Consider the following 24,024-nt stretch of genomic DNA (forward strand, 5'->3'; position numbering starts at 1 on the left):
ATCCAACTTTTACTAATGATAAGGAACAATGGAATATATTAGCGGAAAAAGTATATAATTTTATTCGTGAGTTGTTAATATGGCCTGATAATTTGCAAAATATTTGTAATAAATATCTAAGCTACGATTTATTTAAAAGTATTCCTCTCTGTTTAGTTACTCGAATCTTAAATGCTTTAAATCGCCAAAAATTTTTCATTGTTATTCCAACTTCTCTAAAATTAATTAATTACTTATCAGAAAGTTCCTACAATCTATCTCTTAGTGATTATCCATCTATTAATTCTTTAAGTCAAAAAATAATTACAATGCTGAAATACTCTAAAAATTTGTCTAGTATACCATTTTTATCTGATAGTGAACTTTGTTACTACTTTTGTGATTGGTTATATAGAATCAAAAAAATTGAAAATACTTCATTCCTATTGGAAAATAAACAAAAAAAACAATATATAATGATGCAGCTTATTGAAGATACTAACCTAGAAGAAAAAGAATTAACCCAATATATAAAAACCCTAGAACGTAAAAAACATATTATCTTTCAAGGTTCACCAGGAACAGGAAAAACTTACCTAGCAAAACACATTGCTAAACATTTAAGTAGTGAAAAAAATGGATTTTATGAATTGATACAATTTCATCCTAGTTATAGTTATGAAGACTTTATACAAGGTATTCGTCCCCAAACTTCACCTGATGGAAACCTGGAATATTCTATGATACCTGGACGGTTTTTAAAGTTCTGTAAAGAAGCAGAAAAAAAGGAAGGTATCTGTATTTTAATCATTGATGAAATTAACCGCACTAATCTCTCTCAAGTGTTCGGAGAATTGATGTATTTACTAGAATATAGAGAAGAAGAAATACGACTTTCAGGAAGCGATCAACCGTTCAAAATACCCGACAATGTTTATATAATTGGAACTATGAATACTGCCGATCGCTCTATTGCATTAGTAGATCATGCTTTGCGTCGTCGCTTTGCATTTATTCCCATCAAACCTAACTATGACATCCTCAGAAAATACCACCAAAAACATAACCCAAACTATGATATTGAATCATTAATCAACATTTTAATTAAACTCAATAAAACTATTAACGATCGCCATTATGAAATTGGTGTTTCTTTCTTCCTAACTGAAACATTACCAGAGGATCTCGAAGATATTTGGATAATGGAAATAGAACCCTATTTAGAAGAATACTTTTTTGATGAAACTGACAAAATTGAGCAATTTCGTTGGGAAAATATATAAGATAAATTGAACTTTTAGGGTGGGTTAGGCTAACTTTGATTATTGATACTAAACTATGGTTAAAATTATGCCGTAACTCATGATTTATGTTATCTTTTGGTGGGTGACAATGGATAATTAAATACTTGTGAGCAAATAAATTTTAGCCATCTAACCCACCCTACGATTAAATTAATATTCATAGATACTTGAAAAATATATAACATGGATACTAATACTATAAAATTAACTGAATATCAACCTTGTAATATTCCCCGTGATCAAATTCCACAAGAGATTATTGATGAGTTAAAAGATAAGTATAAAAGTAAATTCAAAATCAATCTAAAATATACAAAAGAAGGTGATCAATGGGAAATTATTTCTCGAGGATATGTCGGTTATATTCCTATTAATAATGACTGGAATTTTCAGATTAAACCGAAAGTGCCTATTAGGAATATTTTTAAGATGTTAGACTATGCTTATAACCTCAAAAGTTTTCAATTTTTAGATGGTTTAATGACTTGTGAAAGTTTACCAGACTTTTATAACCGTTTAGCAAATATTTTTGCTCATCGTATCTTAAAGCGCATTCAAAAAGGACTTTATTCAACCTATATAAAACAATCACGGGAGTTAAATTATGTCAAGGGAAAAATAAATATCAAAACCATGATTAAACATCCCTGGAAACCTAAAATAACTTGTCAGTACGATAACTTTACCCAAGACATAGAAGATAACCAAATTTTACTATGGACAATATATATAATAAGTCGTCAAGAAATATGTCAAGAAAATACCCGTATTTTAATTAGAAAAGTTTATCACGTATTACAAGGTTATCTAACCCTATCACCCTTTACAGTAAATGATTGTATTAACCGTAAATATAACCGTCTCAATGAAGATTATCACTGTTTACATTCCCTATGTCGCTTTTTCTTAGAAAATACAATACCCAGTCATGAAAAAGGAAACTATCACAGCTTACCTTTTTTAGTTGATATGAATCAACTCTATGAAAAATTTGTTGCAGCATGGTTAACACAACATCTTCCTCCACACTTAGGAATTAAAACACAACATCATGTAAAATATAATAGTTTTAGTTTCAAAATTGATTTAATTATCTACAATAAAAATACAAACCAAAATTTATATATAATGGATACAAAATATAAAAAAGAAATCAAAACATCTGATATTGAGCAAATTATTGCTTATACTTTTCAACAAAATTGTAATCATGCTATTATTATAGAACCCACAAACAATAAGCCTATTAATGATAAAATAAATAATATATCTATTCGTAGTTTAAACTTTGCCTTAGATCAAGATATAGAAGTGTCAGGAAACAACTTCTTACAACAATTAATTACACTAAATTAACTTAACACAAAATAAGTTATCGTGGACAATCTTAATAATGATATTGCTAACAATCATTTTCGTAAGTATTGCCCACCCTAAAGTTATCAAAATGATATAATTAGACTACAAAGAAACAATCAAATAATGATTTTGAAACTTTGCCCCTTTAACTGATTGTCCCGCTAAAGGTGCTGGTAATTCAATATTACGTCTTTGGTCTCCTGCTTCAATAGTTAATTCAGGTCCATATTGAGTTAATTTTACCTGTTTTTTCTCAAATCCAGGCAAAAACACCTTAACTTGACGATTAGCAACATCAATGGTAACAGGTTTAGGAGCTTGAGAATCCCCTAAAAATTGCGGTAAAGCGTCCATTAAAGGTTGCCATACCCCCGACTCCATTTTAGGCAAAGAAGACAGGTTTAAGGGTTCAAATTCCTTGGCTAAGGAGGTTTCTTGACCTTGATTAACAATCACACCCCGAACCCTTAACCCCACTTGTTGCGCCCCACCCCAATAATATTTAGCTGCTGCGATCGCAGTTTCATCCTCCGTTGTCACCAAATAAGCAGCAACTCTATTGCCATCGGCCAAAGCAGCCTTACCAGACTTTAAAATATCATTAGTCGGATTATCCTTAAGATCATCCGCACTCCAAGAAACATTTAAAATAGCACTGGTAATAGGTTGCACAAAAGGAGCCAAAGTTTTACCCACATCAGACTCCGTTAACACCTTCTGAAACCGCCGTACATACCAACTCATGGTTTCTGGAATGCTAAACATTCTCAGAGTATTTAAAGCACTATCACCGTCATAAACAATGACATCATACTCCTGACTTTGTTCGTATTCCCGTAAAGTATCCAGAGCCAACGCTCCATCCATTCCCGGTAATATCCCCAACTCCTGTCCATAAACATTTTTTATAGTAGGCGATCGCAAATATTTCGCCTCTAATTCCTTGACATCTTCCCATCTTTGTGATAGGAGTTGTGCAGATTTCAAAGCCATCCCCTTTAAGTTAGGCTCAATTTCCGTGGGGACTGCTTCTAGGGTGGTTCCCAATAAAGAACTCAAGACAGGACTAGAATCTTGAGACAAGAACAAGACACGAGATCCAGTTGTTGCCAGTTTTTTAGCCGTAGCGATGGCCACAGTAGAACAACCAGTACCGCCTTTACCCAAAAAGGTTAAAATCAAAGCCATAAGTTATCAAAAATATCTTTTTTAGTGATTAGCAAAAACTTGTAGGGGCCTAATAATATTAAGCCCCCAATAAAGTGACCAGTGCGACTTCCTTAATCAATCGCTTTGAGTTCATCATCAAAAAACCAAGTAGCGGTTTTATCAGCAAACTCAACAACTGCCCCAACTCCACTACCATCAGTCATTTTAAAGTCCTTGATAGTACCTTCCTTGCCAAGTTTATCAACAACTTGTCCAGAGACGCGATCGCGAAGACGGATCACTTTGACTTTCTGCCCGATATCCATACCCAAATTTATTAATATATTAGTTAACCACTCCTTAGTTTAGCCGAATTCGGCCCCATCTTAATGGTTAAAATTTTCTTAAGTAAGTGGGAACAACTCGACAAAACTATCTGACATTTAATACAATACCCCATTAAATTCGTAATTTGTTGGTATTGATAATCTATTATGACCATTAGCCTAAAAGCGAGCCTTAAGGGAGCGTCGCTCAGACGATACCTAGAGTTGCTGCAAATGTTAGTAGAAAGAAACTTAAAAGGACGGTACCGAGGCTCATTTTTAGGGGTGTATTGGTCACTATTAAACCCTCTGATTATGACCGGGTTGTACGCGGCAATTTTTGGCACAGCCTTTGCACAATATTTTGATAATTCAACCTTTAACTATATTTTAGCCGCCTTTACTGGCTTAATAGTCATCAATTTTTTTTCCGCTTCCACGACTCAAGCTCTAGCGAGTGTGGTAGGGAACGGAGGCTTGTTAAATAAAGTTCGTTTACCCATAACTATTTTTCCAGTGTCGATGATTGTGGCCAACATTTTTCAATTTGTTATGGGCCCATTGCCTTTATTGGCCATTGTCACCTTAATTATTTCTAAAAATCCCCTCAATGTTATTGCTCTAATATTACCTTTGATCGCCCTCAGTTTTGTCTGTACAGGGGTTGGTTTTTTTGTTAGTGCCTTGTATGTGTTTTTCAGAGATTTACCCTATTTTTATGAGCTAGTTTGCTTTGTTCTTTGGATTAGCTCTCCCGTCTTTTATCCGGTGGAAATTGTTCCCACTGCGGTCCAATCTTTCTTACTCCTCAACCCTTTGATTCCTATTATTGAAAGTATTCGTCAGATATCCTTATCTGGTGATTTACCCGATGTAATCTTAATTTTACATTCATTTTTTAATGGTTTCATCCTTTTAGTGCTAGGCTGGATCTGTTTCCGCTCCTGGCAAAAAAACTTTATGGATTTGCTTTAAAGGTTAAATGGTAGAAGCAATTAGACTCGATAACGTTTCCCTCTGGCGTAGAACCCAAGAGGAGTTTTCTTATGATTTAAAGAAAACAATTTTGTCTGTTTTAGAAGGGAAATACCGTCAACCCTCAAGAAAATTGATTCTTGACCGCATTGATTTGACGGTTCAGGCTGGGGATAAAATCGGAATCATTGGAGCCAATGGGTCAGGAAAATCGACCTTGCTCAAAGTGATTACAGGAATTTTAGAACCCACATCCGGGAAAATTCGTGTTAAGGGAGAAATTGCTCCTTTGATTGAATTGGGGGCCGGATTTGACGGAGAATTGTCCGTAACTGATAATATAATCCTTTATGGAGTAATGTTAGGCTTCCCTCGTCAAGAGATGCAAGCTCGCGTTACTTCCATCCTAGAGTTTGCCGATTTAACAGATTATTCCTTAGCCCCGGTAAAATCCCTTTCATCGGGGATGGCCGCCCGTTTAGGGTTTTCCATCGCCACCGACGTTGAGCCAGATATTTTAATCTTGGATGAAGTCTTATCGGTGGGGGATGAAAGCTTTAAACACAAATGTAAGAAACGAATGGATAGACTCTGGGGACAAAATACAACTATTTTAGTGGTATCCCACGGGTTAGATTTTATTCAACAAGCTTGCGATCGCGTTATTTGGCTAGATCGGGGGAAAATTCGTTTTATTGGTGATACCGATGAAGGAATTAATCATTATCTTCTCTCTGTTCAAGAACATTCAACACTAGAATTACAGAACCATCTATGAAAATTTTAATTACAGGGGGAGCCGGCTATATTGGCTCAATTTTAACCCCAACTTTATTGGCAAAAGGCTATGAAGTCACAGTATTAGACAGTTTTATGTTCGGTCAAAATAGTTTGGCTGATTGTTGTCAATACGATACTTTCGATGTGGTTCGTGGGGACTGTCGTAACGAATCTTTAATCAAAGAATTACTACAAGACGCTGATGTAATTATCCCTTTAGCTGCTTTAGTAGGTGCGCCCTTATGTAGTCGCGATGAGGTAGGAACCCGTACCATTAACTACGAAGCAGTGAAGATGATTTGCGATTTAGCTAGTCCTCAACAACGGATTTTAATGCCTGTAACTAATAGTGGTTATGGTATTGGAGAGTCTGGCAAATTCTGTACAGAAGAGTCCCCTTTACGTCCCATTTCCCTCTATGGAACCACTAAAGTTGACGCAGAGAAAGCAGTTTTAGAACGGGAAAATAGTATTACTTTTCGACTAGCCACCGTCTTTGGAATGTCTCCGAGAATGCGCGTTGATCTCTTGGTTAATGATTTTGTTTACCGTGCCTTTTATGATCGGGCTGTGGTCATTTTTGAAGGACACTTTAAGCGGAATTATATTCATATTCGCGATGTAGCTAAGGCGTTTATTCATGGGATTGAAAATTTTGAAACCATGAAGGGTAAACCCTACAACGTGGGGTTAGAAGATGCCAATTTATCTAAGTTGGAATTGTGTGCTGAGATCAAAAAATATTTACCCAAATTCACCTATTTAGAAGCCCCCATTGGCGAAGATCCCGACAAAAGGGATTATATTGTTTCTAATGCTCGTATTCTAAAAACAGGTTTTGAGCCAGAATGGCCTCTAGGTCGAGGAATTCGGGAATTAATTAAGGGTTATACAATCCTACGCAATAGCGTATATTCTAACGTCTAAAACACTTGATTTGGGAGAATGTGAGAAGGCGGGAAAACTATAAACAGTATTAAAATTGGTCTCCCAGTCTCCCAGTCTCCCAGTCTCCCCACACTCCCAGTCTCCCCACACTCCCATCTCAAAAATTTCCCCCCATTCCCCTAATAAGATACAATAAATAACTAGAGCAAAATTTCAGACGGCATCAACCGTAGTCGACCGTTAGGTAGATAAGCGTGGACTTGACTCAAATATTCAACACGACCAACCCAGTTATTGGTGTCGTTCATCTTCTTCCCTTACCCACGTCTCCTCGTTGGGGAGGGAGTTTAACCGCAGTGATTGAACGGGCCGAACAAGAAGCCACAGCCCTGGCCGCCGGAGGAGTTGATGGCATTATTGTCGAAAACTTTTTTGATTCCCCTTTTACAAAAGAAACAGTCGATCCTGTGGTCATCAGTGCCATGACTTTGATTGTCGATCGCATCAAAAACTTAGTGGTGGTTCCGGTTGGCATCAATCTCCTCCGTAATGACGCTGTAGGAGCAATGGCCATCGCTTCGACCATTAATGCCCAATTTATCCGTGTAAACGTCTTAACGGGCATTATGGCGACGGATCAGGGTATGATTGAAGGCAACGCCCACAAACTTCTCCGTTATCGTCGTCAATTAGATGCCGAAGTTGCCATCCTAGCCGATGTTTTGGTTAAACACGCCCGTCCTCTGGGAACCCCTAACTTAACCACTGCCGTACAAGATACTATTGAACGAGGATTGGCTGATGGGGTGATTCTCTCAGGTTGGGCTACAGGAAGTCCTCCCAGTCTCGAAGATTTGGAACTGGCCACGGCGGCAGCCCAAGGAACCCCTGTATTTATCGGCAGTGGGGCTGATTGGGATAATATAGGAAAATTGATGACAGCGGCCGATGGGGTGATCGTAGCTAGTTCCCTGAAACGCCAAGGAAAAATTACCGAAACCGTTGATCCTATTAGGGTTGCCCAGTTTGTGGAAGCAGCCAAGGAAATCAGCGTATCTAAAGAAAAAACGAAATCTCAGCAACCTTTAAAGTTGAGGTCATAACCCCTTGTTAGAATCAGGAATAATTGATTATTAAAGAAAAGAAGGATTATGAGTCGTATTAGTAGACGTTCGGTTCCTTGGATTCATCGTCGATCCCGTCATATAATTGGGGCGATCGCTATTGCTGGGGCAATTTTAACTGCCTATCTTACCATTACTAGACTGACTGGGGGAGAGGTGGCTTGTGGTGCTGGTGACGTGGAAGCAGCGGCCACCGGCTGCAAAAATGTCCTGGACAGTCCCTACGCCACAGTGTTTGGCTTGCCATTAAGTTTGTTTGGTTTTTTGGCTTATGGCAGTATGTCTGTTGCTTCTTTAGGACCTTTATTCATTCAGCAAGAAGGTAAAAAAAGCTTTAGAAAACAAGTTGATGAATGGACTTGGTTGTTCCTCTTAGCCGGGGGGACTTCTATGGCTGTATTTAGTGGTTATTTGATGTATATTCTAGCCACGGAATTACAATCGGTTTGTTACTATTGTATCGGTTCGGCGGTCTTTTCTCTGAGTTTAATGGGCTTAAGTATTTTTGGCCGAGAATGGGACGAAGTGGGTCAACTTTTCTTTATCCCCATTGTGGTGGCTATGATTACGTTAGTAGCAACTCTGGGAGTTTATGCTCATCTTAACCAACCACCCCCAGACAGCACTGCTGATGGCCGCATTTTCATCCCAGAAATTGATACACAACCTAAACCCCCTTATGGTTGGGAAGTAAGTACCGAGTCAGGCCCTTCTGAAGTTGAATTGGCTAAACATTTAACCTCCGTTGAGGCGAAAATGTACGGGGCGTTCTGGTGTCCCCATTGTTTCGAGCAAAAACAAGTTTTGGGTCAAGAAGCGGTTCAAGAAATTACTTACATTGAGTGTGATCCCAGTGGAAAAAATCCGCAACCGGATCTTTGTCAAGCTGCTGGAGTTAGATCCTATCCTAGTTGGGATATTAATGGAAAACAATTATCAGGGGCGCAAGAGCCTGAAACGTTAGCTCAAGAGTCTGGTTATACAGGTCAAAATGACTGGAAATATACCATTCGTGGACGTTAATTATGGGGCGAGGGGTTTAATAATATTAAACCCCGATCATGGATTTTTTGAGAATAATTTGAGGTGAAAAAAATTATGCAATTTGGTGAGTCTATTCCAGATAATTTAGAAAATAAATGGCGATATGAATTAGACCGTTTTGTAACAGAAAATAAAGAAGATTTAGCTGCCTTAGCTTGGGGTTTAAAAAATGAATGGGAAAATGCTCAGGATGTATTAGGGATTGATTTAGAACCGGAAGCCCATTTTATTCGCTGTTCCCGTCAATCTCTTGAAGAATTGAATCGCAATGTTGAAGGAAAAATTCAAGAAATTTTAGGAATCATTGAAAATTATAACTATAACGAAGAAGTGGCCATGATTGCTATTAATCAAGGTCAAATTAAGTTAATTTATTATCAATGTGAGTCGTCTCCTTCTCTTTGTTTTGATGAAAAACAAATGAGTTTAGATAGTTTAATTGAACAACTGGAGAGTACAATGAAAGCTATTAAATGGAAGGGATAAGCTGTAATTTTGATTGACGGGGAGATAATGGGACGAGGGGACTGGGAGACGGGGAGACGGGGATATTTTTTTAGGGTTTATTTTCTAATTTATTAATACGTCTTTTAAATATGTATTAGCTTAAACTTGATGAGGGGACATCAGATCAATTATGATAATAGTTAGTGTTAACTCATAGCATAGTTAAAACTTAAAACTATGGGTTATTGATTCGACTACAATATTAACAACAAGGAAAAGCGATGACGGTACTAGAAAAAGGTAATATTACCATTCATACTGAGAATATTTTTCCCATTATTAAGAAGTCTCTCTACACCGATCATGAAATCTTCTTACGGGAATTAATTTCTAATGCAGTGGATGCTATTTCTAAGCTAAAAATGGCTTCTTTAGCAGGGGAACTATCAGGGGATGTTCCTGAACCAGAAATTACCATTACGGTTGATACAAGTAAGAAAACTCTTTCTATCTATGATAATGGTATTGGAATGACGGTTGATGAGATTAAAAAATACATCAATCAAGTGGCGTTTTCTAGTGCAGAAGAATTTGTCAAAAAATATCAAAAAACGGCCAATGATTTGATCGGTCATTTTGGTTTAGGTTTCTATTCTGCTTTTATGGTAGCTAAACAGGTAGAAATTGATACTTTATCCTATAAGGAAGGATCACAAGCGATTCATTGGACTTGTGATGGTTCCCCTGAGTTTGAGTTAACTGAATCTTCTAAAACTCAAATTGGAACAACTATTACTCTGACTTTAATGGACGAGGAACAGGAATATTTGGAACCCGAAAGAATTCGTCATTTAGTGAAGACTTATTCTGATTTTGTTCCCGTTCCTATTAAGTTTGAAAACGAAACAATTAACCGACAAAAAGCACTCTGGAAAGAATCAGCACAAAATTTAACGGATGAGGACTATTTGGAGTTTTATCGTTATCTTTATCCTTTCCAAGAAGATCCTTTATTGTGGGTACATTTAAATACGGATTATCCTTATCTTTTAAACGGGATTTTATACTTTCCTAAATTAAGGCCAGATGTTGATGTGTCTCAGGGACATATTAAACTGTTCTGTAATCAGGTTTTTGTTAATGATCATTGTGAGGAAATTATCCCAGATTTTTTAATGCCTTTACGGGGGGTTATTGATAGTCCTGATATTCCTTTAAATGTTTCTCGAAGTGCTTTAACTAATCATCGGACTGTTCGCAGTATTGCTAATCATATCGCCAAAAAGATAGCTTCTCGCCTGAAATCTATCTATGAGGATACTCCGGAAGAGTATATTAAATGTTGGCAAGATGTGGGAACTTTTATTAAATATGGTTCTTTGAAAGATGAGAAGTTCAAGAAGCAAGTTGAGGATATTCTTATCTACAAAACCACTTATAAAGCAGATAAAGTAGCTGCAAAATCTGCTCCTGAAACCCCACAAGTTCAAGTAGAAGGGGAAGGTGATCTTTGGGAAGATGTTACTCCGAAAGGCGAAAGTGAGGAGAAATTTAGTTACGAAAATGAAGGTTATACTACCTTACCAGCTTATCTAGAACGTAACAAGGAACGTCATGAAAATCGGGTCTTTTATTGTACGGATACTGACACTCAAGCGACTTATGTAGAACTCTACAAAAATCAGGGGTTAGAGATCCTATTTATGGACTCTTACATTGACACAAATTACTTTATTCCTTTTCTGGAACAAGAGTATTCTGAGGTTAAATTTTCCCGTGTTGATGCGGAGTTAGATGATACCTTAGTTCAACAAGATAAAGCGGATGAAATTGTTGATCCAAATACAAATAAAACCCGTAGCGATCAAATTAAGGAAATTTTTGAGAAGGCTTTAAATAACTCTAAAGTCAACATCAAAACCCAAGCATTAAAGTCAGATACTCCCGAAAGTACACCTCCTGCGATGGTATTATTACCGGAAGCAATGAGACGTTTACGTGAGATGATGGCGGCCTCTCAACAACAGGTTATGGACTTCCCTGATGAACACGTTTTTGTGATTAATACTACCCATCCTTTGATAGAGAATATCTATCAGTTAAGTCAGGGAAGTATTATCCAAGCAGGGGGTGATTCACCTTCCGCAGAAATGGCTAAAATGTTGTGTCAACATATCTATGATTTAGCTTTAATTGCTCAAAAAGGACTTGATGGTGAGGGGATGAAGTCTTTTGTTGAACGCTCCAATCAAGTGTTAACTCGTTTGACAAAATAGTGAGTTCGGAATTCGGAGTTCGGAGTTCGGAGTTATGATTTTTTTGACCCTAGAATGGGGGTTTTAGACTTATGATTTAAGTCAGTTTTCTACAAATTTCCTTATTATCGAACTCAGATTGAGGAATTAATAATTTCTAAAAGTAGGGTGGAAAATGTCCACCTTATTCTTTTTTGTTGTCATTCTGAGGAAATGAAGAATCTTCTTTAAGTTTGTAACGTATTTTTAGATCGTATCTAGTTTTCTATCTATCTTGTTAATATAATGAATCTAAAATGAAACTAGAGCAATTCTCATACTTGTGAGGTACACAGTTTTCTAGTTTTAGGAGTTCGGAGTTCGGAGTTCGGGGTTCGGAGTTAGATGTTAGGTGTACCTCATGAGTCCAAGAAACGCTATATTCTGGAGGTATAAAGATGGAAACAAGAATCGAAACAGTACAAATATTTATCCCATTTTTTGGAGTAATGATCCTTACTTTTCTGGTATGGATATATATGTATATTCGCCGGTTATCTTGGATTTTTGCTAACAACCCCGAACCGAGTATGTTATCAACCCCAGAAAAATTAAATCAAATCATTCCCGAACAGATAACTTATCCTGCTAATAATCTCAAAAATCTTTTTGAACTTCCGGTTCTTTTCTATGCAGTTTGTCTATATTTGGCTTGGTCTAGTACAGTGGATATGGTAGACATTTATTGTGCATACGGGTTCTTTATATTTAGAGTTGTTCATAGCGTTATACACTGTACTGTCAATATCGTTCTTGCTCGTTTTTGGATATATATACTCTCGTCTATTTTCTTGTGGGTTATGATTTTACGAAGCGCGTATCAACTCATTAGCTGAAATTCGGTTAGGGTCATTTCATTTATCATTTATCATTTATCATTCGTTTGGAAGTAGGTTTGAAACCTCTCCCAAACTTCTTTCTCCCTAAAGGAAGAGGGTTGAAACCAAAATGAAAGATGAAAGATGAAAGATGAAAGATGTTTGGTGAATATTTATCACGTTCAACCATTTATCTTAGTTGAGAAAGAACTTAAAACAGCAACAATTTTTGCAAAGCAATTTCAATCTCGGGAAAAGCTAAGGGTGAGATAACTCCAGATTGATAGGTAACTACTTGTAAGTATTTATAGCAGTCGCCAAAGCTATTAGGACATTTTTCTGTTCCCTGTTCCCTGTTCCCTGTTCCCTTAAAATATAATTTATGTGTCCTAACTAGCCTGTCTATTGCTATATTATCCCTGGGTTGGGTATGAACGATTACTTGTTTATTTTGTAAATCAATTACCCAATATTCGGGGATACTATTACGCGCATAAGTAAAGCTTTTTTGTTCTAAGTCTTTCTTGAGAGTTCTTTGGGATATTTCGATTAACCAGTAAATATCTTCAGCGTAGGGATGATGATTGCGATAAATAGTTTCTGGGAGTCTCACTATCGCTATATCTGGTTCCGGTTCGGAGTTATCTAAGGTGATGGGGTGGGATTCTTTGACGTGAGCTAAATTTGACAATAAATTTCGCAGGTAAATAACTACATTTTCGGTAGTATAACTATGTTCAATCCCTTCTGGACTCTTATGAACTATATTCTGCTCTAATAATTCTACTTTTTGTCCGTCTAGCACCCCAGAGTTAACCAGTTCGTGCCATTTCTCAATTGTCCATTTATAGGTCGTTACCGTCATACATAAGAGGAGAATTATTGATTTGACTACTTTAATCTTAGCTTGCGAGTGGGTACTGTCAAGTTAAGCAAAGATCGTTATCTCACGGTGCAATATTAGAATTATTACTTTGACGTGTAACTCACATCTTGCACCTGACATTGAAAACCCGATTTTGACCTAAATGGCAACGAATTTAATAGGGTTTCAGCCCTAAAAAACTCGGTTTTGTGTAATTTTTCAGCTTGGTGCAAGATGTGAGTGTAACGTTATCCGTCAATGTTGATCACGTTTAATGATTGATTAAATATCAGGAGGAGGAATAATGTCTCTAGAAAATTACGATTTTGATGGTTTTGTTATTAATTTATATGTTGATGAACAAGGCGACTGGTTAGCGCATTTTCAAGCATTACCGAATATTTCTGCGTTTGGGGACAGTCCTCAAGAAGCGTTAGAATAATTAAAGGTTACTTGGGAAATGGTTAAAGAAGATTATCAGGAGAAACAGCAGCAAATTCCTATTTCTATCAACAAACAAAAATTCTTATCTCAGGGTGCAACATTATAATCATCATTTTGACGTGTAACGTTATCCGTCAACATAGTTTGATCATTAATTCTCAGAAACTAAAGCATTAATTTCATTGTCGCAATCTTCAACATTTTTATTGAGTCGCATATCTTGATACAATTGACGGGCATTAAGAAAGGATTCTTTGGCCTCTTCATTGCGTTGAAGATTTTTCAAGGATAAACCTAAATTAAACCAAGTATTAGCTTCACCATTGCGATCACCTATTTCTCTAGTGATAGCTAAAGACTGTTGATAGTATTCTATCGCTTGTTCATATTGTCCCAGGGAATCGTAAACATTCCCCAAATTACCATAGGAAGATGCTTCACCCTTGCGATCGCCTATTTCTCTTTTGATAGCTAAAGACTGTTGATAGTATTCTATCGCTTGTTGATATTGTCCCAGGGAATAGTAAGCATTCCCCAAACCTATATAGGAAGAACCTTCACCCTTGCTATCGCCTACTTCTCTAGTGATAGCTAAAGACTCTTGATAGTATTCTATTGCTTGTTGATATTGTCCCAGGGAAGAATAAGCATTCCCCAAATTATTATAGGAAGATGCTTCACCCTTGCCATCGCCTACTTCTCTAGTGATAGCTAAAGACTGTTGATGGTGTTCTATCGCTTGTTGATATTGTCCCAGGGAAGAATAAGCATTCCCCAAATTATTATAGGAAGATGCTTCACTGTATCTATCTCCTATTTCTTTAAAGATAGCTAAAGATTGTTGATGGTGTTCTATTGCTTCTTGATATTTTGCTAAATAGTTATAAATAATACCTAAATTGTTTAAAGAATTCCCTTCTCCTTGTCTATCTCCAATTTCTCTAGAAATATCTAATGCTTGATAATAACAACGTAATGCTTTTTCTTTTTCATCAGGAAAATTAACTGCTTCACCGCTTCTAATACGATTAAAATAAACATCCCCTAAACGATTATAAAGGGTAACCAAATTAGGATCATGTTTGCCTCTCTTGTTTTCTGTACTGATAATAAGTTCTTCCAAATCTTCCAAAGATAAAGAGTCTGAATAATCTTCTTTCAAATAATCATCAGAAATAACTCTATTATCTGGTGGAAAAACAGGAGTTAAAGAAGGTTCAGGAATAAAATGAAATACTCCTTTTCTCCAACTCCAAAAATCTGGTGCTTTTCGACTTAAATTAACTAAAATTTGATTAGTCACCCACAAAACAATGGGATAAGGAAATTCTCTTAACCCTTCCCTTGTCCATTGTAAATAACCAAAAAATTTCTCTTGTTGTGATTTTTCATCGTTATTCCGAATAAATAATAAATCTTCTGCCCCTGTGATAGTTAAAAGAGTATGTTTTTGATTTTTTTTGAATTCTTCTGATTGAACAATTTTATAAATAGCTGCTCTTAAACTGGGTTCATTTTGGTCGAGACGAGTATGATAACTGGCAATATTAGGTAATAATTCTTTTTCGCAAGCTTCTATAATTTTATCCCGTAATCTTCTATCATCACAAACAGCAATTAATATACTTAAAGTGTTTTCGCTTGCTTCAACAAGACTTAATAAACCTTGGTAATTAAGATTGTTTTCTTTGCTTAGTTTTAAAGGATTTTCTAGGGACATAATTTATTAACATTTATGATTCTAATAGGTAACCTTTGCGATTCAATAAATCAATAACAATAGGATGAACATCGTACCATGAATCAGAATTACGATATTCTAAAACATAGAGAAAATGCAAAAGATCAAGAAATTTCTGTCTTTCTTCATCATCCTTATTATCAGGGGTAAACGTTTTATAGATTGTTGTTAATATTCGGTAATGAGAATTTGATAAAGGATCTGCAAAATCATTTCGTAAATTATTCAAAGCTTGCTCTAAAACTTCTTGATTAATTTTAATGTCTTTATTCTCTGGTTCCATGCGAACCAATAATAAACATTCAGTACAACATTGATTCATAATACGGATAGCTTCCCTTAAAACACCTCCACTTTTTAAAATAATTTGCTCTAATATATCATTTTCAATTAAATCACTAGCAATTCTTTTAAGTAATAATTTTCTAAAAATATCAACTTCTTTTTCATTAGGAACAGCATCAGGATTTCTATTTTCTCCCTGCTTAAAAAACTTAGAGACGTGCATAAATTTGACTTGATTACTGGTTTCAGTTTCCAAGGTTCGTCTTAAACTAATTTCTCGCATTGCTGCAATGGGAACGGTATAAATAATACGAAAGCTAGGCTGCATCAATACCTTAACATGATCGTAATAAATAGCACGAATAATAGGTAAATCAAGTTTGTCTAGATCATCAATAATCACTAAAATATCTTGATTCGTAGCATCTTGAATAACACTAGCTATCTCATTAATACGAGCAATCAAATCAGACAATTTTTGTTTAAATTCTTCTTTTATCTCATCTCTAACTGTTGAATTAGTTTTTAATGATAATTTGATCCATTCTAATAAGTTAACACCTAGATTACCTTCGCTTTTAAATTCCTCAATATTAGTTCTTGTTTTTGTTGCAAACCACTCATAAAAATTATTGCGGATAGACTCTTTTATAGTAATATTTTTTTTCTCTGCTTGATCCATCATTTGTACTGCGATGGCAAACAAAATATTAATATGATTAATATCCGACATTTCTATCATGTCAGCAATGGAGAAAAAAACAACGAAATAACGATCACGAATACGACGACCAAAATCAGCTAATAATGTTGATTTACCACACCCTCTATGACCCCCAAAAATCACCTTGTTATTATTATAAGAACAATCTTCAATAACTTGTTCTAATTCTGCCCTCATGCGAGTACCATATTCAACCCTAAAATTAGCTAATTCTTCAGGGGTAATTAATGGTTGAAGTTGTAAATTTCTATAAGTTTTGCGAAACGCTTCTAATAGATTACTGGTTGCCATAATTGAATAAATTAGACACTATTTCGATTATAATTCAAATTCAGTTAAGGTGGGCATTACCCACCCCACAATATTATTTTAACTGATAATAAACTCCCCAGATGGCCATAGCTCTTAAATAATGACAAGCGCGATAGGTTCCTACTGCTGTTATTGCTTCAGGTGTACGGAACTGTAAGCCATTTTCATACACTTGTTTAACCACTGTTTCGGTTAATTTTAGTGCTTCATCTTTCATCCCCATTTGTATTAGAAATGAAGCTATACCAAAATTAATTCCTGTCCACACTTCTTGGGGATGAGTTGAGTTAGGATCTTCTGGTGTACCATCTGGTTTCATCCCGTTTGCTGCCCCATATTTTCCGTTTTGAAAGTTCAAGAAACAAGCTTCATAAACCTTGTTCAAAGCTGATAGGGTATATTCAGACTCAACTACATCGGGTAAACCCAATAAACGGGCATAAAATTGACCACATAATTGATCCGCCATAACTACATCGGAACCGCTTTTACTGTCTAATTTATAGTATTCTCCATTCCATAATGTAGAGTGATAAATTGCACGAGATTGTTGTAACCAATTATTATATTTATCTAGTTCTTTTTCGATAGATTTGGGATAATTTTCGGGTTCTAATTGTGGATTATTCGGAGGATTTTCTAACAATATTTTTCCAATCTTAATTGCTGCTTCTAAACCTGCGATCCATAACGCCCCACAATAAGCACTAACTCCACTTAATTTCCAGTCATCAAACGTCTGATCTGGTGCGCCAGAATTTTCGGGAATACCATCATTATCTAAATCAAATTCTTTGAGATAATTTAACGTTTCTGGAATCGCAGACCAACATTCCCATAAAAATTCAATATCATCGGAACCAGTTAACAGAAAATCTCGATAAACTTGTAAAACAAAATCACTTCCTAAATCTTTCCAAAGATTACAATCTTGATAACTTGTATAGTTTGTTTTCTCCCAAGGATGTTCATTAGGCGCACCTAAATCATGAGGCGTTGCACCTTTAACTTTTCGTAACCCTTCAGCTTGATTATAACCAATAATTCTAATAGTATCGTCACTACTAGGAATTGCCCGTGCAAAAGCTTCCATAACTGCCTTTTCTAAACGAGGCCATAACATTAATAACCCAAATGATCCATATAATCTTACATCTAAACTTTCATACCAACAATAATCTAAACATTCTAAAACACCAAACTGTCCTACTGGATCAGTCTCAGATGCTGCTGTCCAAAGACTTCCACCATCCGTCAATAAATATAATTCATTGAACAAAGCCATCTTTAACCAGTCAGGTAAATTATCCTTATTTAAGATAGAATTATGCCATTCCTCTACTTTATCTCGCCAAACATCAGAATGTTTTAAAGCAGTTCTTACCATTGCCCAACCGTTGTTACCATTGCGACCAAAAAAGTCAGTATAACGACGATAATATTGTACTCCTAGAGCAAACTCTGTTACAGGTAAATCCCAAGCTAAAATAAAAGGAATCTTCTTAACTCTTCCTGGTTTAACAGTAAAACGTATCGCCATAGCAGCAGCTATTTGTTCCCCAGGTTCTGCCGGTGTTTCATCCTCTTTATCTGGTAAAGATCCATCCATAGCAAAATAGTCCCAAACCTCAGAACCATCTCCATTAGGATTCCATTTACCCAGATAAAAAACCTCTACACTAGGATTAGTAACACTGGCAATACAAATCTGTCCCTCTCCCTCTTGTACCTGTTCATGGGGCTGTAATCTATTAAGAATAAAACCCACCCGAAAATTATCTTGTATCCACTGATTAAAATTCCCCGTACTATGACCCCATGTCGGTTGATATTCGTACTCTGGACTACCATCATCTCTAACTGTAATTTCAGGAGATTTAATAGCATTAGTAAACCAACCCACAATATTTTGCCAAGTCAGCATAATACTCATAGTAATAGGTTTATCCGTCGGGTTTTTTACCGTCCATTCAAATACCCCAATAGGATAACTAGTTTCCTGATAGTTATCAGGAATAATAGGAGAAAACTGCTCACAATAAATCTCTGCATTAAAAACCCCCTCATACTGATACCAACTACAGGGATAAAGTGCAGAGTAAGTTCCCTTTTCCCTCGGATACCAAGACCAACGGGATAGGGTTTTATCCTCTGGGGGTTCCGTTGCTAACGCATAAGCTTGCGCTGTACCATCTTCTAATTGTTCAAAAATACTAAACTGACAAGATGGAATACTCTTAAAAATATGTTCACCCCCATCTAAATGCCAAAGGTTAAAATCACCACGAGGCGATCGCCCAATACAACCGGCACCAAACCCACCGAGAGGCATTCCGTGCCAGGGGCCGTCATCTAAATTACTAGCATAGCGTACTGTATAAGGGTTATCCCATCCTTGACCGATGAGACGTTTCCAAGCACAAGAAGGGATGTTAGGGAGGGAAAATAAAGTCTTCATGGCATCAATTTTAGGATATAACGGTCAAAACAGTTCACAAACCTGAGTTCGGAGTTCGGAGTTCGGAGTTCGGAGTTGGAGTGTTTTCCATGAGATAATTAGGGTTTAAGAATCTTAATTTTGACAGGTTGTCTATAAATTTTCTTATATCGAACTCAGGTCACAAATGCTCAAAATAACTAAGTTTAGGCTACACATTTTTTAGAGGTCAAAAACCCCTGACTCTGACAACCTCTAGATTGTTTCTTGAAAACCCTTATTAATACGAGAAATAGTATCAATTTTTTTAGTCTATTAAATTTAGAACTAATACTAATTTCCTAAATTGTGGCTAAACATTTCTGTAGGGGTCAACGGCCGTTGACCCCTACAATAGGAATATTCAATGTTTGTAACTTCAATTGAAAATAAAGTTATTTTGCATAAGAAAATTAGGAGAAATTAAGAATGAAGAAAGAAATAAATTCTTAATTCTACATTCTTAATTCTACATTCAATTAAGCCAATACCCAGTTAACCAAAGTTCTCACAGGAAACCCAGTTGCCCCGGCATTATTAACACCATTTTCTTTATCGGCCCAAACCGGCCCAGCAATATCCAAATGAACCCAAGGAGTTTCTTTGATAAACTGTTTCAAGAATAAAGCTGCGGTAATAGAACCACCAGCCCTCGGTCCAGTGTTTTTCATGTCTGCAATAGGAGACTTTAATCCCTCAAAATACTTATCTTCCATGGGCATCACCCAGAACTTTTCTCCGGCTGTTTCAGAGGCGGTTTTAAGCTCTTCTTTCAGGGTTTCGTCTGTACTCCATAAACCAGAAATATCATTCCCCAAAGCCACAAGACAAGCGCCGGTTAAGGTAGCGAGATCAACGATCGCATCCACTTCTAATTGTTCGGCGAAGACTAAGGCATCAGCCAGGGTTAAACGTCCCTCAGCGTCGGTGTTATTCACCTCGATAGTTTTGCCATTTGAGGCGGTTAAAATGTCTCCAGGGTGCATGGCCCTGCCACTGATCATGTTTTCTGTAGCGGCACAGACAAAGTGAACTTCCACATCCGGCTTTAATTGCGCGATCGCTTGGGCCGCCCCTAATGTGGCTGCACCACCACCCATATCCATTTTCATGGTTTCGATGCCACTACCGGACCCTTTTAAGTTTAAACCACCAGAATCAAAGGTTAAACTTTTACCAACGATGGCCAGTTTTCGTTTGGGTGTGGCGGTTGGTTTATAGGTTAAATGGATAAATTTCGGGGGTAAATCTGAGGCTTTGGCCACCCCTAAAAATGCTCCCATTCCTCGTTTTTCACACTCGTCTTGTTCTAAAATTTCGATGTCTAAACCGTATTCTGTGGCTAAGGTTTGGGCGGTTTCAGCAAAGGTGACGGGGTTGACGCTATTAGCCGGTGCTGCTACTAATTCTCGTGCTAAAATAACCCCAGAAGTTATGGTTTGTGCTTGTTCAACCGCTTCGCTTTGGGCCCCAACCCCTAAAATGTCAACGGTTTCCAGTTTTAAGGGTTTGTCTTCGGGTTCGGACTTAAAACGGTTATCTTGATGCAAAGAGAGGATCATACCTTCAGCCATCGCTGCGGTGCTAGTTGCTTCATTTTCCACCACAGGAAAGCTAATACCTAAGCTTTTTACCTTCTCTTTTTTGCCGATACGAGCAACAGCAGCAGCCCCTAAACGTAGGCTATCTAAGCTTAACTCATCTTTTTTGCCTAAACCTATTAGAATGAGTTTACGGATGGCACTACCCCCACCAATACGAGTGACAGCACTACTGCCGGATTTTCCTTCAAACTCCGTTTCTTCGATTAATTCTGCCAGGGTTCCTCCAGTTTTTTCGTCTAACTGGCTTAATTCCCCTGTTAAAGTTGTTTCTTCCTCAAATAACCCCAAAGCGATCGCGTCTCCACTCCAATCTAACAAAGGGGTATCGGTTCCACGAATATCCATACCTATGTGTTCCCAAGTATTTATCTAAAATTAACCTTTAATAATTCTACTATTTTCTTAGCTATTTAATATAATGTGTTCTGTTTATCTAGAAGAGTTGAATCATGAAAAGAATAAAATTAGGTTTATTTTGCTTAGGTAGTATGGGATTATTTTTCCTCGTAGGTTGTACAAATCCCACGGTTACTTCAGATGAGTCAGTGGGTTCTAATTCCGAAACAATTTCCGAAGAAAACCACTCAGAACATGACAGTCATGATCATAATCATCATCACGGAAAACATTCCCAGACCGAACAAATGGTTAAGTCAGGTGAATACACCTTAAAACTTGTCACCGTTCCCAATGATAAGGGTATTCATCTTGCTTTTTATTTACAAGAAGGTGAAGGCAATAAAGAAGTTAAGACTGCTCAAGTTCAAGGTCAACTTCAATTACCCAATGGTGAACAAAAAACTATTCCTTTGAATTATGAAGCTGATAGAAATCATTATCACGGTATGCTTTCTGAAACTGAATCAGGAGAATATCAAGTTACTATTCTTTCTGATATTAACGGAGAAAAAATAAACCAAAAATTTAGTTTTAAACGCTAATTAATTTAAGTTTGGATTTAGGGGGTTAAGAATAAGGTGTTGTGCATTTAAACCGCAGATCATGAGGTTAAGCAACAAATTAGCTTTCTCCTCTACCCGTCCGTCTAGTATAGTAATTTAGACGCTTAACAGCTTATTTAAGCCTCTACTCAGTACAATTGTAATACACTAGAAAGATTAATTTATTTATTAAGTTTTGTTAAGAATCATTGCAAAAAGTTTCTAAATCTGGCTTGATGGTTAAGAAAGGAAAATAAAAATAAGCTTAAACAACCAGTGAATTAGTTTAAGCAAACTGTTGACTTAATCTAGGAAAGTTGGTATGTAGCCATGAAGTTTCTTAGATATAGATTTTCGTGAATTCAATTATCTATTAACTCACTTTTTAGGAGATTAGAAACAATGTTGAAAAAGTTACTCGGTGGTGGTAAAAAAAAGGAATTCTTCTTAGAATTAGATGAGGCTAGTAGTGTTCCTACTTCTGAAGCTAAAGTAGAAGCTCCTGCACCTGAAGCTAAAGTAGAAAACCCTGCACCGGAGGCTAAAGTAGAAGCTCCTGCACCGGAGGTTAAAGTAGAAACTCCTGCACCGGAGGCAACCACAGAAGTTGTTGAACAACCTGCTCCAGCTAAAACAACTAAGAAGACATCTATTAAAAACAAAGCTAAAAAAGCAGAACCCAAAACCGAAATTGTTCCCACTTCTCCTACTCTAACTAATACTGAAGCGACTAAAAAAGAAGAACCCAAAGAAGTAGGTTTTGCTACTAAATTTTATATGACTTCTACTCCTCGTCGTCGTCCCGGCCCCAGTTTAAATAACTTCAAAGAAATAGCTTCTCAAATGGGAATGAGACGAGTTTAATTCCTTGATTTAAGTTTCGTTTTGGTTGTAGTCTAGAACTTAGTTCTAGACTATTTTTTATGGAATAAGTCGAAATTGAATATTCTATTTTTACATCCTAATTTTCCGGCACAATTCCGCCATTTAGCAACCCTTTTGGCCAAAAATCCCAAAAACAAGGTTGTATTTGGCACAAAGCGCAAAGAAGGCAGTATTCCAGGGGTTTTTAAAGCTATCTACACCCCTTCTCGTGAAGCCCGTCCCGAAACCCATCATTATGTGAGAAACCTAGAAAATGCTGTACTCCAAGGACAGGCAGTTTATCGTTTAGCAGAACAGTTAAAAAAAGAAAGATTCATCCCCGATCTGGTTTATGGTCATTCTGGGTGGGGCCCAACGCTGTTTATTAAAGATATCTTTCCCAAAGCTGAGTTATTATGTTTTTTTGAATGGTTTTATCACGCCCACGGAAGCGATGCGGACTTCGATCCCAAGGAACCCTTAACAGCAGATGATGAAGCGCGTATTAGGATTAAGAATACACCGATATTGACTGACTTGTATAGTTGCGATCGCGGTTTATCTCCTACCTATTGGCAAAGACAACAATTTCCCCCGGAATTTCATAGTAAAATTACAGTGTGTCATGATGGGATAGATACTAACTATTTTCAACCGAAACCTGGGGCAAAGTTAGTCTTAAAAGATAAAAATTTGGACTTATCAAATGTGGATGAAATTGTTACTTATGTTGCTAGAGGAATGGAACCTTATCGGGGTTTTCCTCAGTTCATGGAGGCGGTTTCTATTTTGTTAAAAAAACGGACTAATTGTCATGTGGTTATTGTAGGGGAAGACAGGGTGGCTTATGGGCGATCTCTACCGGATGGGAAGACTTATAAACAGTTAATGTTGGAAACATTTGACTATGATTTATCTCGGTTACATTTTACAGGATCGTTACCCTATTCTCAATATTTACAAGTGATCCAAGCTTCATCGGTTCATGTTTATTTGACTCGTCCTTTTGTTCTTTCTTGGTCTATGTTGGAAGTAATGTCTACGGGTGGTTTAGTTTTGGGTTCCAAAACGCCACCAGTTGAGGAAGTTATAGAAGATGGGGTTAATGGTTTATTAGTTGATTTTTTTGCCATTGATCGGATAGTTGAACGCATAGAAGAGGTGTTAGATAATCCTGAAAAAATGGCTGATTTAAGAGTGAAAGCTAGGGAAACTATTCAAGAAAAATATGATTTATCTAAGTTATTACCTCAACATATTGACTGGATATTGAACAATTAA

General features: G+C 36.7%; 21 protein-coding genes. 14 read left to right on the forward strand and 7 right to left on the reverse strand.

Annotated features, from left to right (window positions below):
* Positions 1 to 1,262 (forward strand): AAA family ATPase (locus tag QNJ66_RS15370; RefSeq protein ID WP_300508411.1); only part of this gene is annotated, 1,262 nt, incomplete at its 5' end.
* A gap of 204 nt (positions 1,263 to 1,466) precedes the next feature.
* The gene (locus QNJ66_RS15375; RefSeq protein WP_300508413.1) at positions 1,467 to 2,639 is read left to right on the forward strand and encodes a restriction endonuclease; all 1,173 of its coding nucleotides are present in this window, start codon (positions 1,467 to 1,469) and stop codon (positions 2,637 to 2,639) included.
* Between the two features lie 105 nt (positions 2,640 to 2,744).
* On the opposite strand, the gene QNJ66_RS15380 is transcribed toward QNJ66_RS15375, so the two are convergent.
* Positions 2,745 to 3,830: an ArsA family ATPase gene (locus tag QNJ66_RS15380; protein ID WP_300508415.1), complete on the reverse strand. Its 1,086-nt coding sequence runs from the start codon at positions 3,828 to 3,830 to the stop codon at positions 2,745 to 2,747.
* A gap of 92 nt (positions 3,831 to 3,922) precedes the next feature.
* Positions 3,923 to 4,117, reverse strand: a complete 195-nt coding sequence (locus QNJ66_RS15385) for a DUF2862 domain-containing protein (protein WP_300508417.1) — start codon at positions 4,115 to 4,117, stop codon at positions 3,923 to 3,925.
* 168 nt (positions 4,118 to 4,285) lie between these two features.
* On the opposite strand from QNJ66_RS15385, the gene QNJ66_RS15390 reads away from it, so the two are divergent.
* The 8 genes from QNJ66_RS15390 to QNJ66_RS15425 all read left to right on the forward strand — a co-directional run bounded on the left by QNJ66_RS15390 (position 4,286) and on the right by QNJ66_RS15425 (position 12,505).
* A complete protein-coding gene (locus tag QNJ66_RS15390) occupies positions 4,286 to 5,092 on the forward strand; it encodes an ABC transporter permease (RefSeq protein WP_300508419.1) in 807 nt (268 codons plus the stop codon).
* A 7-nt stretch (positions 5,093 to 5,099) separates the two neighbouring features.
* Entirely contained in the window at positions 5,100 to 5,870 is a 771-nt protein-coding gene (locus QNJ66_RS15395; protein ID WP_300508421.1) for an ABC transporter ATP-binding protein, read from the forward strand.
* Positions 5,867 to 6,799, forward strand: a complete 933-nt coding sequence (locus QNJ66_RS15400) for an SDR family oxidoreductase (protein WP_300508423.1) — start codon at positions 5,867 to 5,869, stop codon at positions 6,797 to 6,799. The genes QNJ66_RS15395 and QNJ66_RS15400 overlap by 4 nt, the downstream gene beginning before the upstream one ends.
* Before the next feature lie 215 nt (positions 6,800 to 7,014).
* Positions 7,015 to 7,863, forward strand: a complete 849-nt coding sequence (gene btpA, locus QNJ66_RS15405; RefSeq protein WP_300508425.1) for a photosystem I biogenesis protein BtpA — start codon at positions 7,015 to 7,017, stop codon at positions 7,861 to 7,863.
* A 48-nt stretch (positions 7,864 to 7,911) separates the two neighbouring features.
* Positions 7,912 to 8,907, forward strand: a complete 996-nt coding sequence (locus QNJ66_RS15410; RefSeq protein WP_300508427.1) for a vitamin K epoxide reductase family protein — start codon at positions 7,912 to 7,914, stop codon at positions 8,905 to 8,907.
* A 75-nt stretch (positions 8,908 to 8,982) separates the two neighbouring features.
* Positions 8,983 to 9,414, forward strand: a complete 432-nt coding sequence (locus QNJ66_RS15415; RefSeq protein ID WP_300508459.1) for a hypothetical protein — start codon at positions 8,983 to 8,985, stop codon at positions 9,412 to 9,414.
* Positions 9,415 to 9,656: 242 nt separating this feature from the next.
* Positions 9,657 to 11,651 (forward strand): molecular chaperone HtpG, encoded by a 1,995-nt coding sequence (gene htpG / locus QNJ66_RS15420; RefSeq protein ID WP_300508429.1) that lies wholly within the window; start codon positions 9,657 to 9,659, stop codon positions 11,649 to 11,651.
* Between the two features lie 416 nt (positions 11,652 to 12,067).
* A complete protein-coding gene (locus QNJ66_RS15425) occupies positions 12,068 to 12,505 on the forward strand; it encodes an MAPEG family protein (RefSeq protein WP_300508430.1) in 438 nt (145 codons plus the stop codon).
* Between the two features lie 193 nt (positions 12,506 to 12,698).
* Here QNJ66_RS15425 and QNJ66_RS15430 read toward each other — a convergent pair whose 3' ends face one another.
* Complete coding sequence (locus QNJ66_RS15430; protein ID WP_300508432.1) at positions 12,699 to 13,352, reverse strand: Uma2 family endonuclease; 654 nt, start codon at positions 13,350 to 13,352, stop codon at positions 12,699 to 12,701.
* A 304-nt stretch (positions 13,353 to 13,656) separates the two neighbouring features.
* On the opposite strand from QNJ66_RS15430, the gene QNJ66_RS15435 reads away from it, so the two are divergent.
* Positions 13,657 to 13,794: a type II toxin-antitoxin system HicB family antitoxin gene (locus QNJ66_RS15435; RefSeq protein WP_300508434.1), complete on the forward strand. Its 138-nt coding sequence runs from the start codon at positions 13,657 to 13,659 to the stop codon at positions 13,792 to 13,794.
* A 153-nt stretch (positions 13,795 to 13,947) separates the two neighbouring features.
* On the opposite strand, the gene QNJ66_RS15440 is transcribed toward QNJ66_RS15435, so the two are convergent.
* The 4 genes from QNJ66_RS15440 to QNJ66_RS15455 form a co-directional block, all read right to left on the reverse strand.
* Positions 13,948 to 15,516, reverse strand: a complete 1,569-nt coding sequence (locus QNJ66_RS15440; RefSeq protein ID WP_300508436.1) for a tetratricopeptide repeat protein — start codon at positions 15,514 to 15,516, stop codon at positions 13,948 to 13,950.
* 13 nt (positions 15,517 to 15,529) lie between these two features.
* Positions 15,530 to 16,837, reverse strand: coding sequence for a P-loop NTPase fold protein (locus tag QNJ66_RS15445; RefSeq protein ID WP_300508437.1), 1,308 nt, complete (start codon positions 16,835 to 16,837; stop codon positions 15,530 to 15,532).
* A gap of 73 nt (positions 16,838 to 16,910) precedes the next feature.
* Positions 16,911 to 19,316: a GH116 family glycosyl hydrolase gene (locus QNJ66_RS15450; protein ID WP_300508439.1), complete on the reverse strand. Its 2,406-nt coding sequence runs from the start codon at positions 19,314 to 19,316 to the stop codon at positions 16,911 to 16,913.
* A gap of 497 nt (positions 19,317 to 19,813) precedes the next feature.
* On the reverse strand, positions 19,814 to 21,283 hold the full coding sequence (locus QNJ66_RS15455; protein WP_300508441.1) for a leucyl aminopeptidase: 1,470 nt from the start codon (positions 21,281 to 21,283) through the stop codon (positions 19,814 to 19,816).
* Positions 21,284 to 21,387: 104 nt separating this feature from the next.
* On the opposite strand from QNJ66_RS15455, the gene QNJ66_RS15460 reads away from it, so the two are divergent.
* The 3 genes from QNJ66_RS15460 to QNJ66_RS15470 all read left to right on the forward strand — a co-directional run bounded on the left by QNJ66_RS15460 (position 21,388) and on the right by QNJ66_RS15470 (position 24,024).
* Positions 21,388 to 21,879 (forward strand): hypothetical protein, encoded by a 492-nt coding sequence (locus QNJ66_RS15460; RefSeq protein ID WP_300508443.1) that lies wholly within the window; start codon positions 21,388 to 21,390, stop codon positions 21,877 to 21,879.
* Positions 21,880 to 22,281: 402 nt separating this feature from the next.
* Complete coding sequence (locus QNJ66_RS15465) at positions 22,282 to 22,743, forward strand: hypothetical protein (RefSeq protein ID WP_300508444.1); 462 nt, start codon at positions 22,282 to 22,284, stop codon at positions 22,741 to 22,743.
* A gap of 75 nt (positions 22,744 to 22,818) precedes the next feature.
* Positions 22,819 to 24,024 (forward strand): glycosyltransferase family 4 protein, encoded by a 1,206-nt coding sequence (locus tag QNJ66_RS15470; RefSeq protein WP_300508446.1) that lies wholly within the window; start codon positions 22,819 to 22,821, stop codon positions 24,022 to 24,024.

Source organism: Crocosphaera sp. (assembly GCF_030064895.1).
Taxonomy (GTDB): Bacteria; Cyanobacteriota; Cyanobacteriia; order Cyanobacteriales; family Microcystaceae; genus Crocosphaera.

What these genes read in the sequence shown, in the direction of transcription:
- QNJ66_RS15450 (WP_300508439.1), bottom strand. Translation starts at nt 19,316, where the DNA reads ATGAAGACTTTATTTTCCCTCCCTAACATCCCTTCTTGTGCTTGGAAA.
- QNJ66_RS15375 (WP_300508413.1), top strand. Translation starts at nt 1,467, where the DNA reads ATGGATACTAATACTATAAAATTAACTGAATATCAACCTTGTAATATT.
- QNJ66_RS15425 (WP_300508430.1), top strand. Translation starts at nt 12,068, where the DNA reads ATGGAAACAAGAATCGAAACAGTACAAATATTTATCCCATTTTTTGGA.
- QNJ66_RS15415 (WP_300508459.1), top strand. Translation starts at nt 8,983, where the DNA reads ATGCAATTTGGTGAGTCTATTCCAGATAATTTAGAAAATAAATGGCGA.
- QNJ66_RS15395 (WP_300508421.1), top strand. Translation starts at nt 5,100, where the DNA reads ATGGTAGAAGCAATTAGACTCGATAACGTTTCCCTCTGGCGTAGAACC.
- QNJ66_RS15400 (WP_300508423.1), top strand. Translation starts at nt 5,867, where the DNA reads ATGAAAATTTTAATTACAGGGGGAGCCGGCTATATTGGCTCAATTTTA.
- QNJ66_RS15380 (WP_300508415.1), bottom strand. Translation starts at nt 3,830, where the DNA reads ATGGCTTTGATTTTAACCTTTTTGGGTAAAGGCGGTACTGGTTGTTCT.
- QNJ66_RS15455 (WP_300508441.1), bottom strand. Translation starts at nt 21,283, where the DNA reads ATGGATATTCGTGGAACCGATACCCCTTTGTTAGATTGGAGTGGAGAC.
- QNJ66_RS15435 (WP_300508434.1), top strand. Translation starts at nt 13,657, where the DNA reads ATGTCTCTAGAAAATTACGATTTTGATGGTTTTGTTATTAATTTATAT.
- QNJ66_RS15390 (WP_300508419.1), top strand. Translation starts at nt 4,286, where the DNA reads ATGACCATTAGCCTAAAAGCGAGCCTTAAGGGAGCGTCGCTCAGACGA.
- QNJ66_RS15465 (WP_300508444.1), top strand. Translation starts at nt 22,282, where the DNA reads ATGTTGAAAAAGTTACTCGGTGGTGGTAAAAAAAAGGAATTCTTCTTA.
- QNJ66_RS15430 (WP_300508432.1), bottom strand. Translation starts at nt 13,352, where the DNA reads ATGACGGTAACGACCTATAAATGGACAATTGAGAAATGGCACGAACTG.
- QNJ66_RS15385 (WP_300508417.1), bottom strand. Translation starts at nt 4,117, where the DNA reads ATGGATATCGGGCAGAAAGTCAAAGTGATCCGTCTTCGCGATCGCGTC.
- QNJ66_RS15440 (WP_300508436.1), bottom strand. Translation starts at nt 15,516, where the DNA reads ATGTCCCTAGAAAATCCTTTAAAACTAAGCAAAGAAAACAATCTTAAT.
- htpG (WP_300508429.1), top strand. Translation starts at nt 9,657, where the DNA reads ATGACGGTACTAGAAAAAGGTAATATTACCATTCATACTGAGAATATT.
- QNJ66_RS15410 (WP_300508427.1), top strand. Translation starts at nt 7,912, where the DNA reads ATGAGTCGTATTAGTAGACGTTCGGTTCCTTGGATTCATCGTCGATCC.
- QNJ66_RS15445 (WP_300508437.1), bottom strand. Translation starts at nt 16,837, where the DNA reads ATGGCAACCAGTAATCTATTAGAAGCGTTTCGCAAAACTTATAGAAAT.
- QNJ66_RS15460 (WP_300508443.1), top strand. Translation starts at nt 21,388, where the DNA reads ATGAAAAGAATAAAATTAGGTTTATTTTGCTTAGGTAGTATGGGATTA.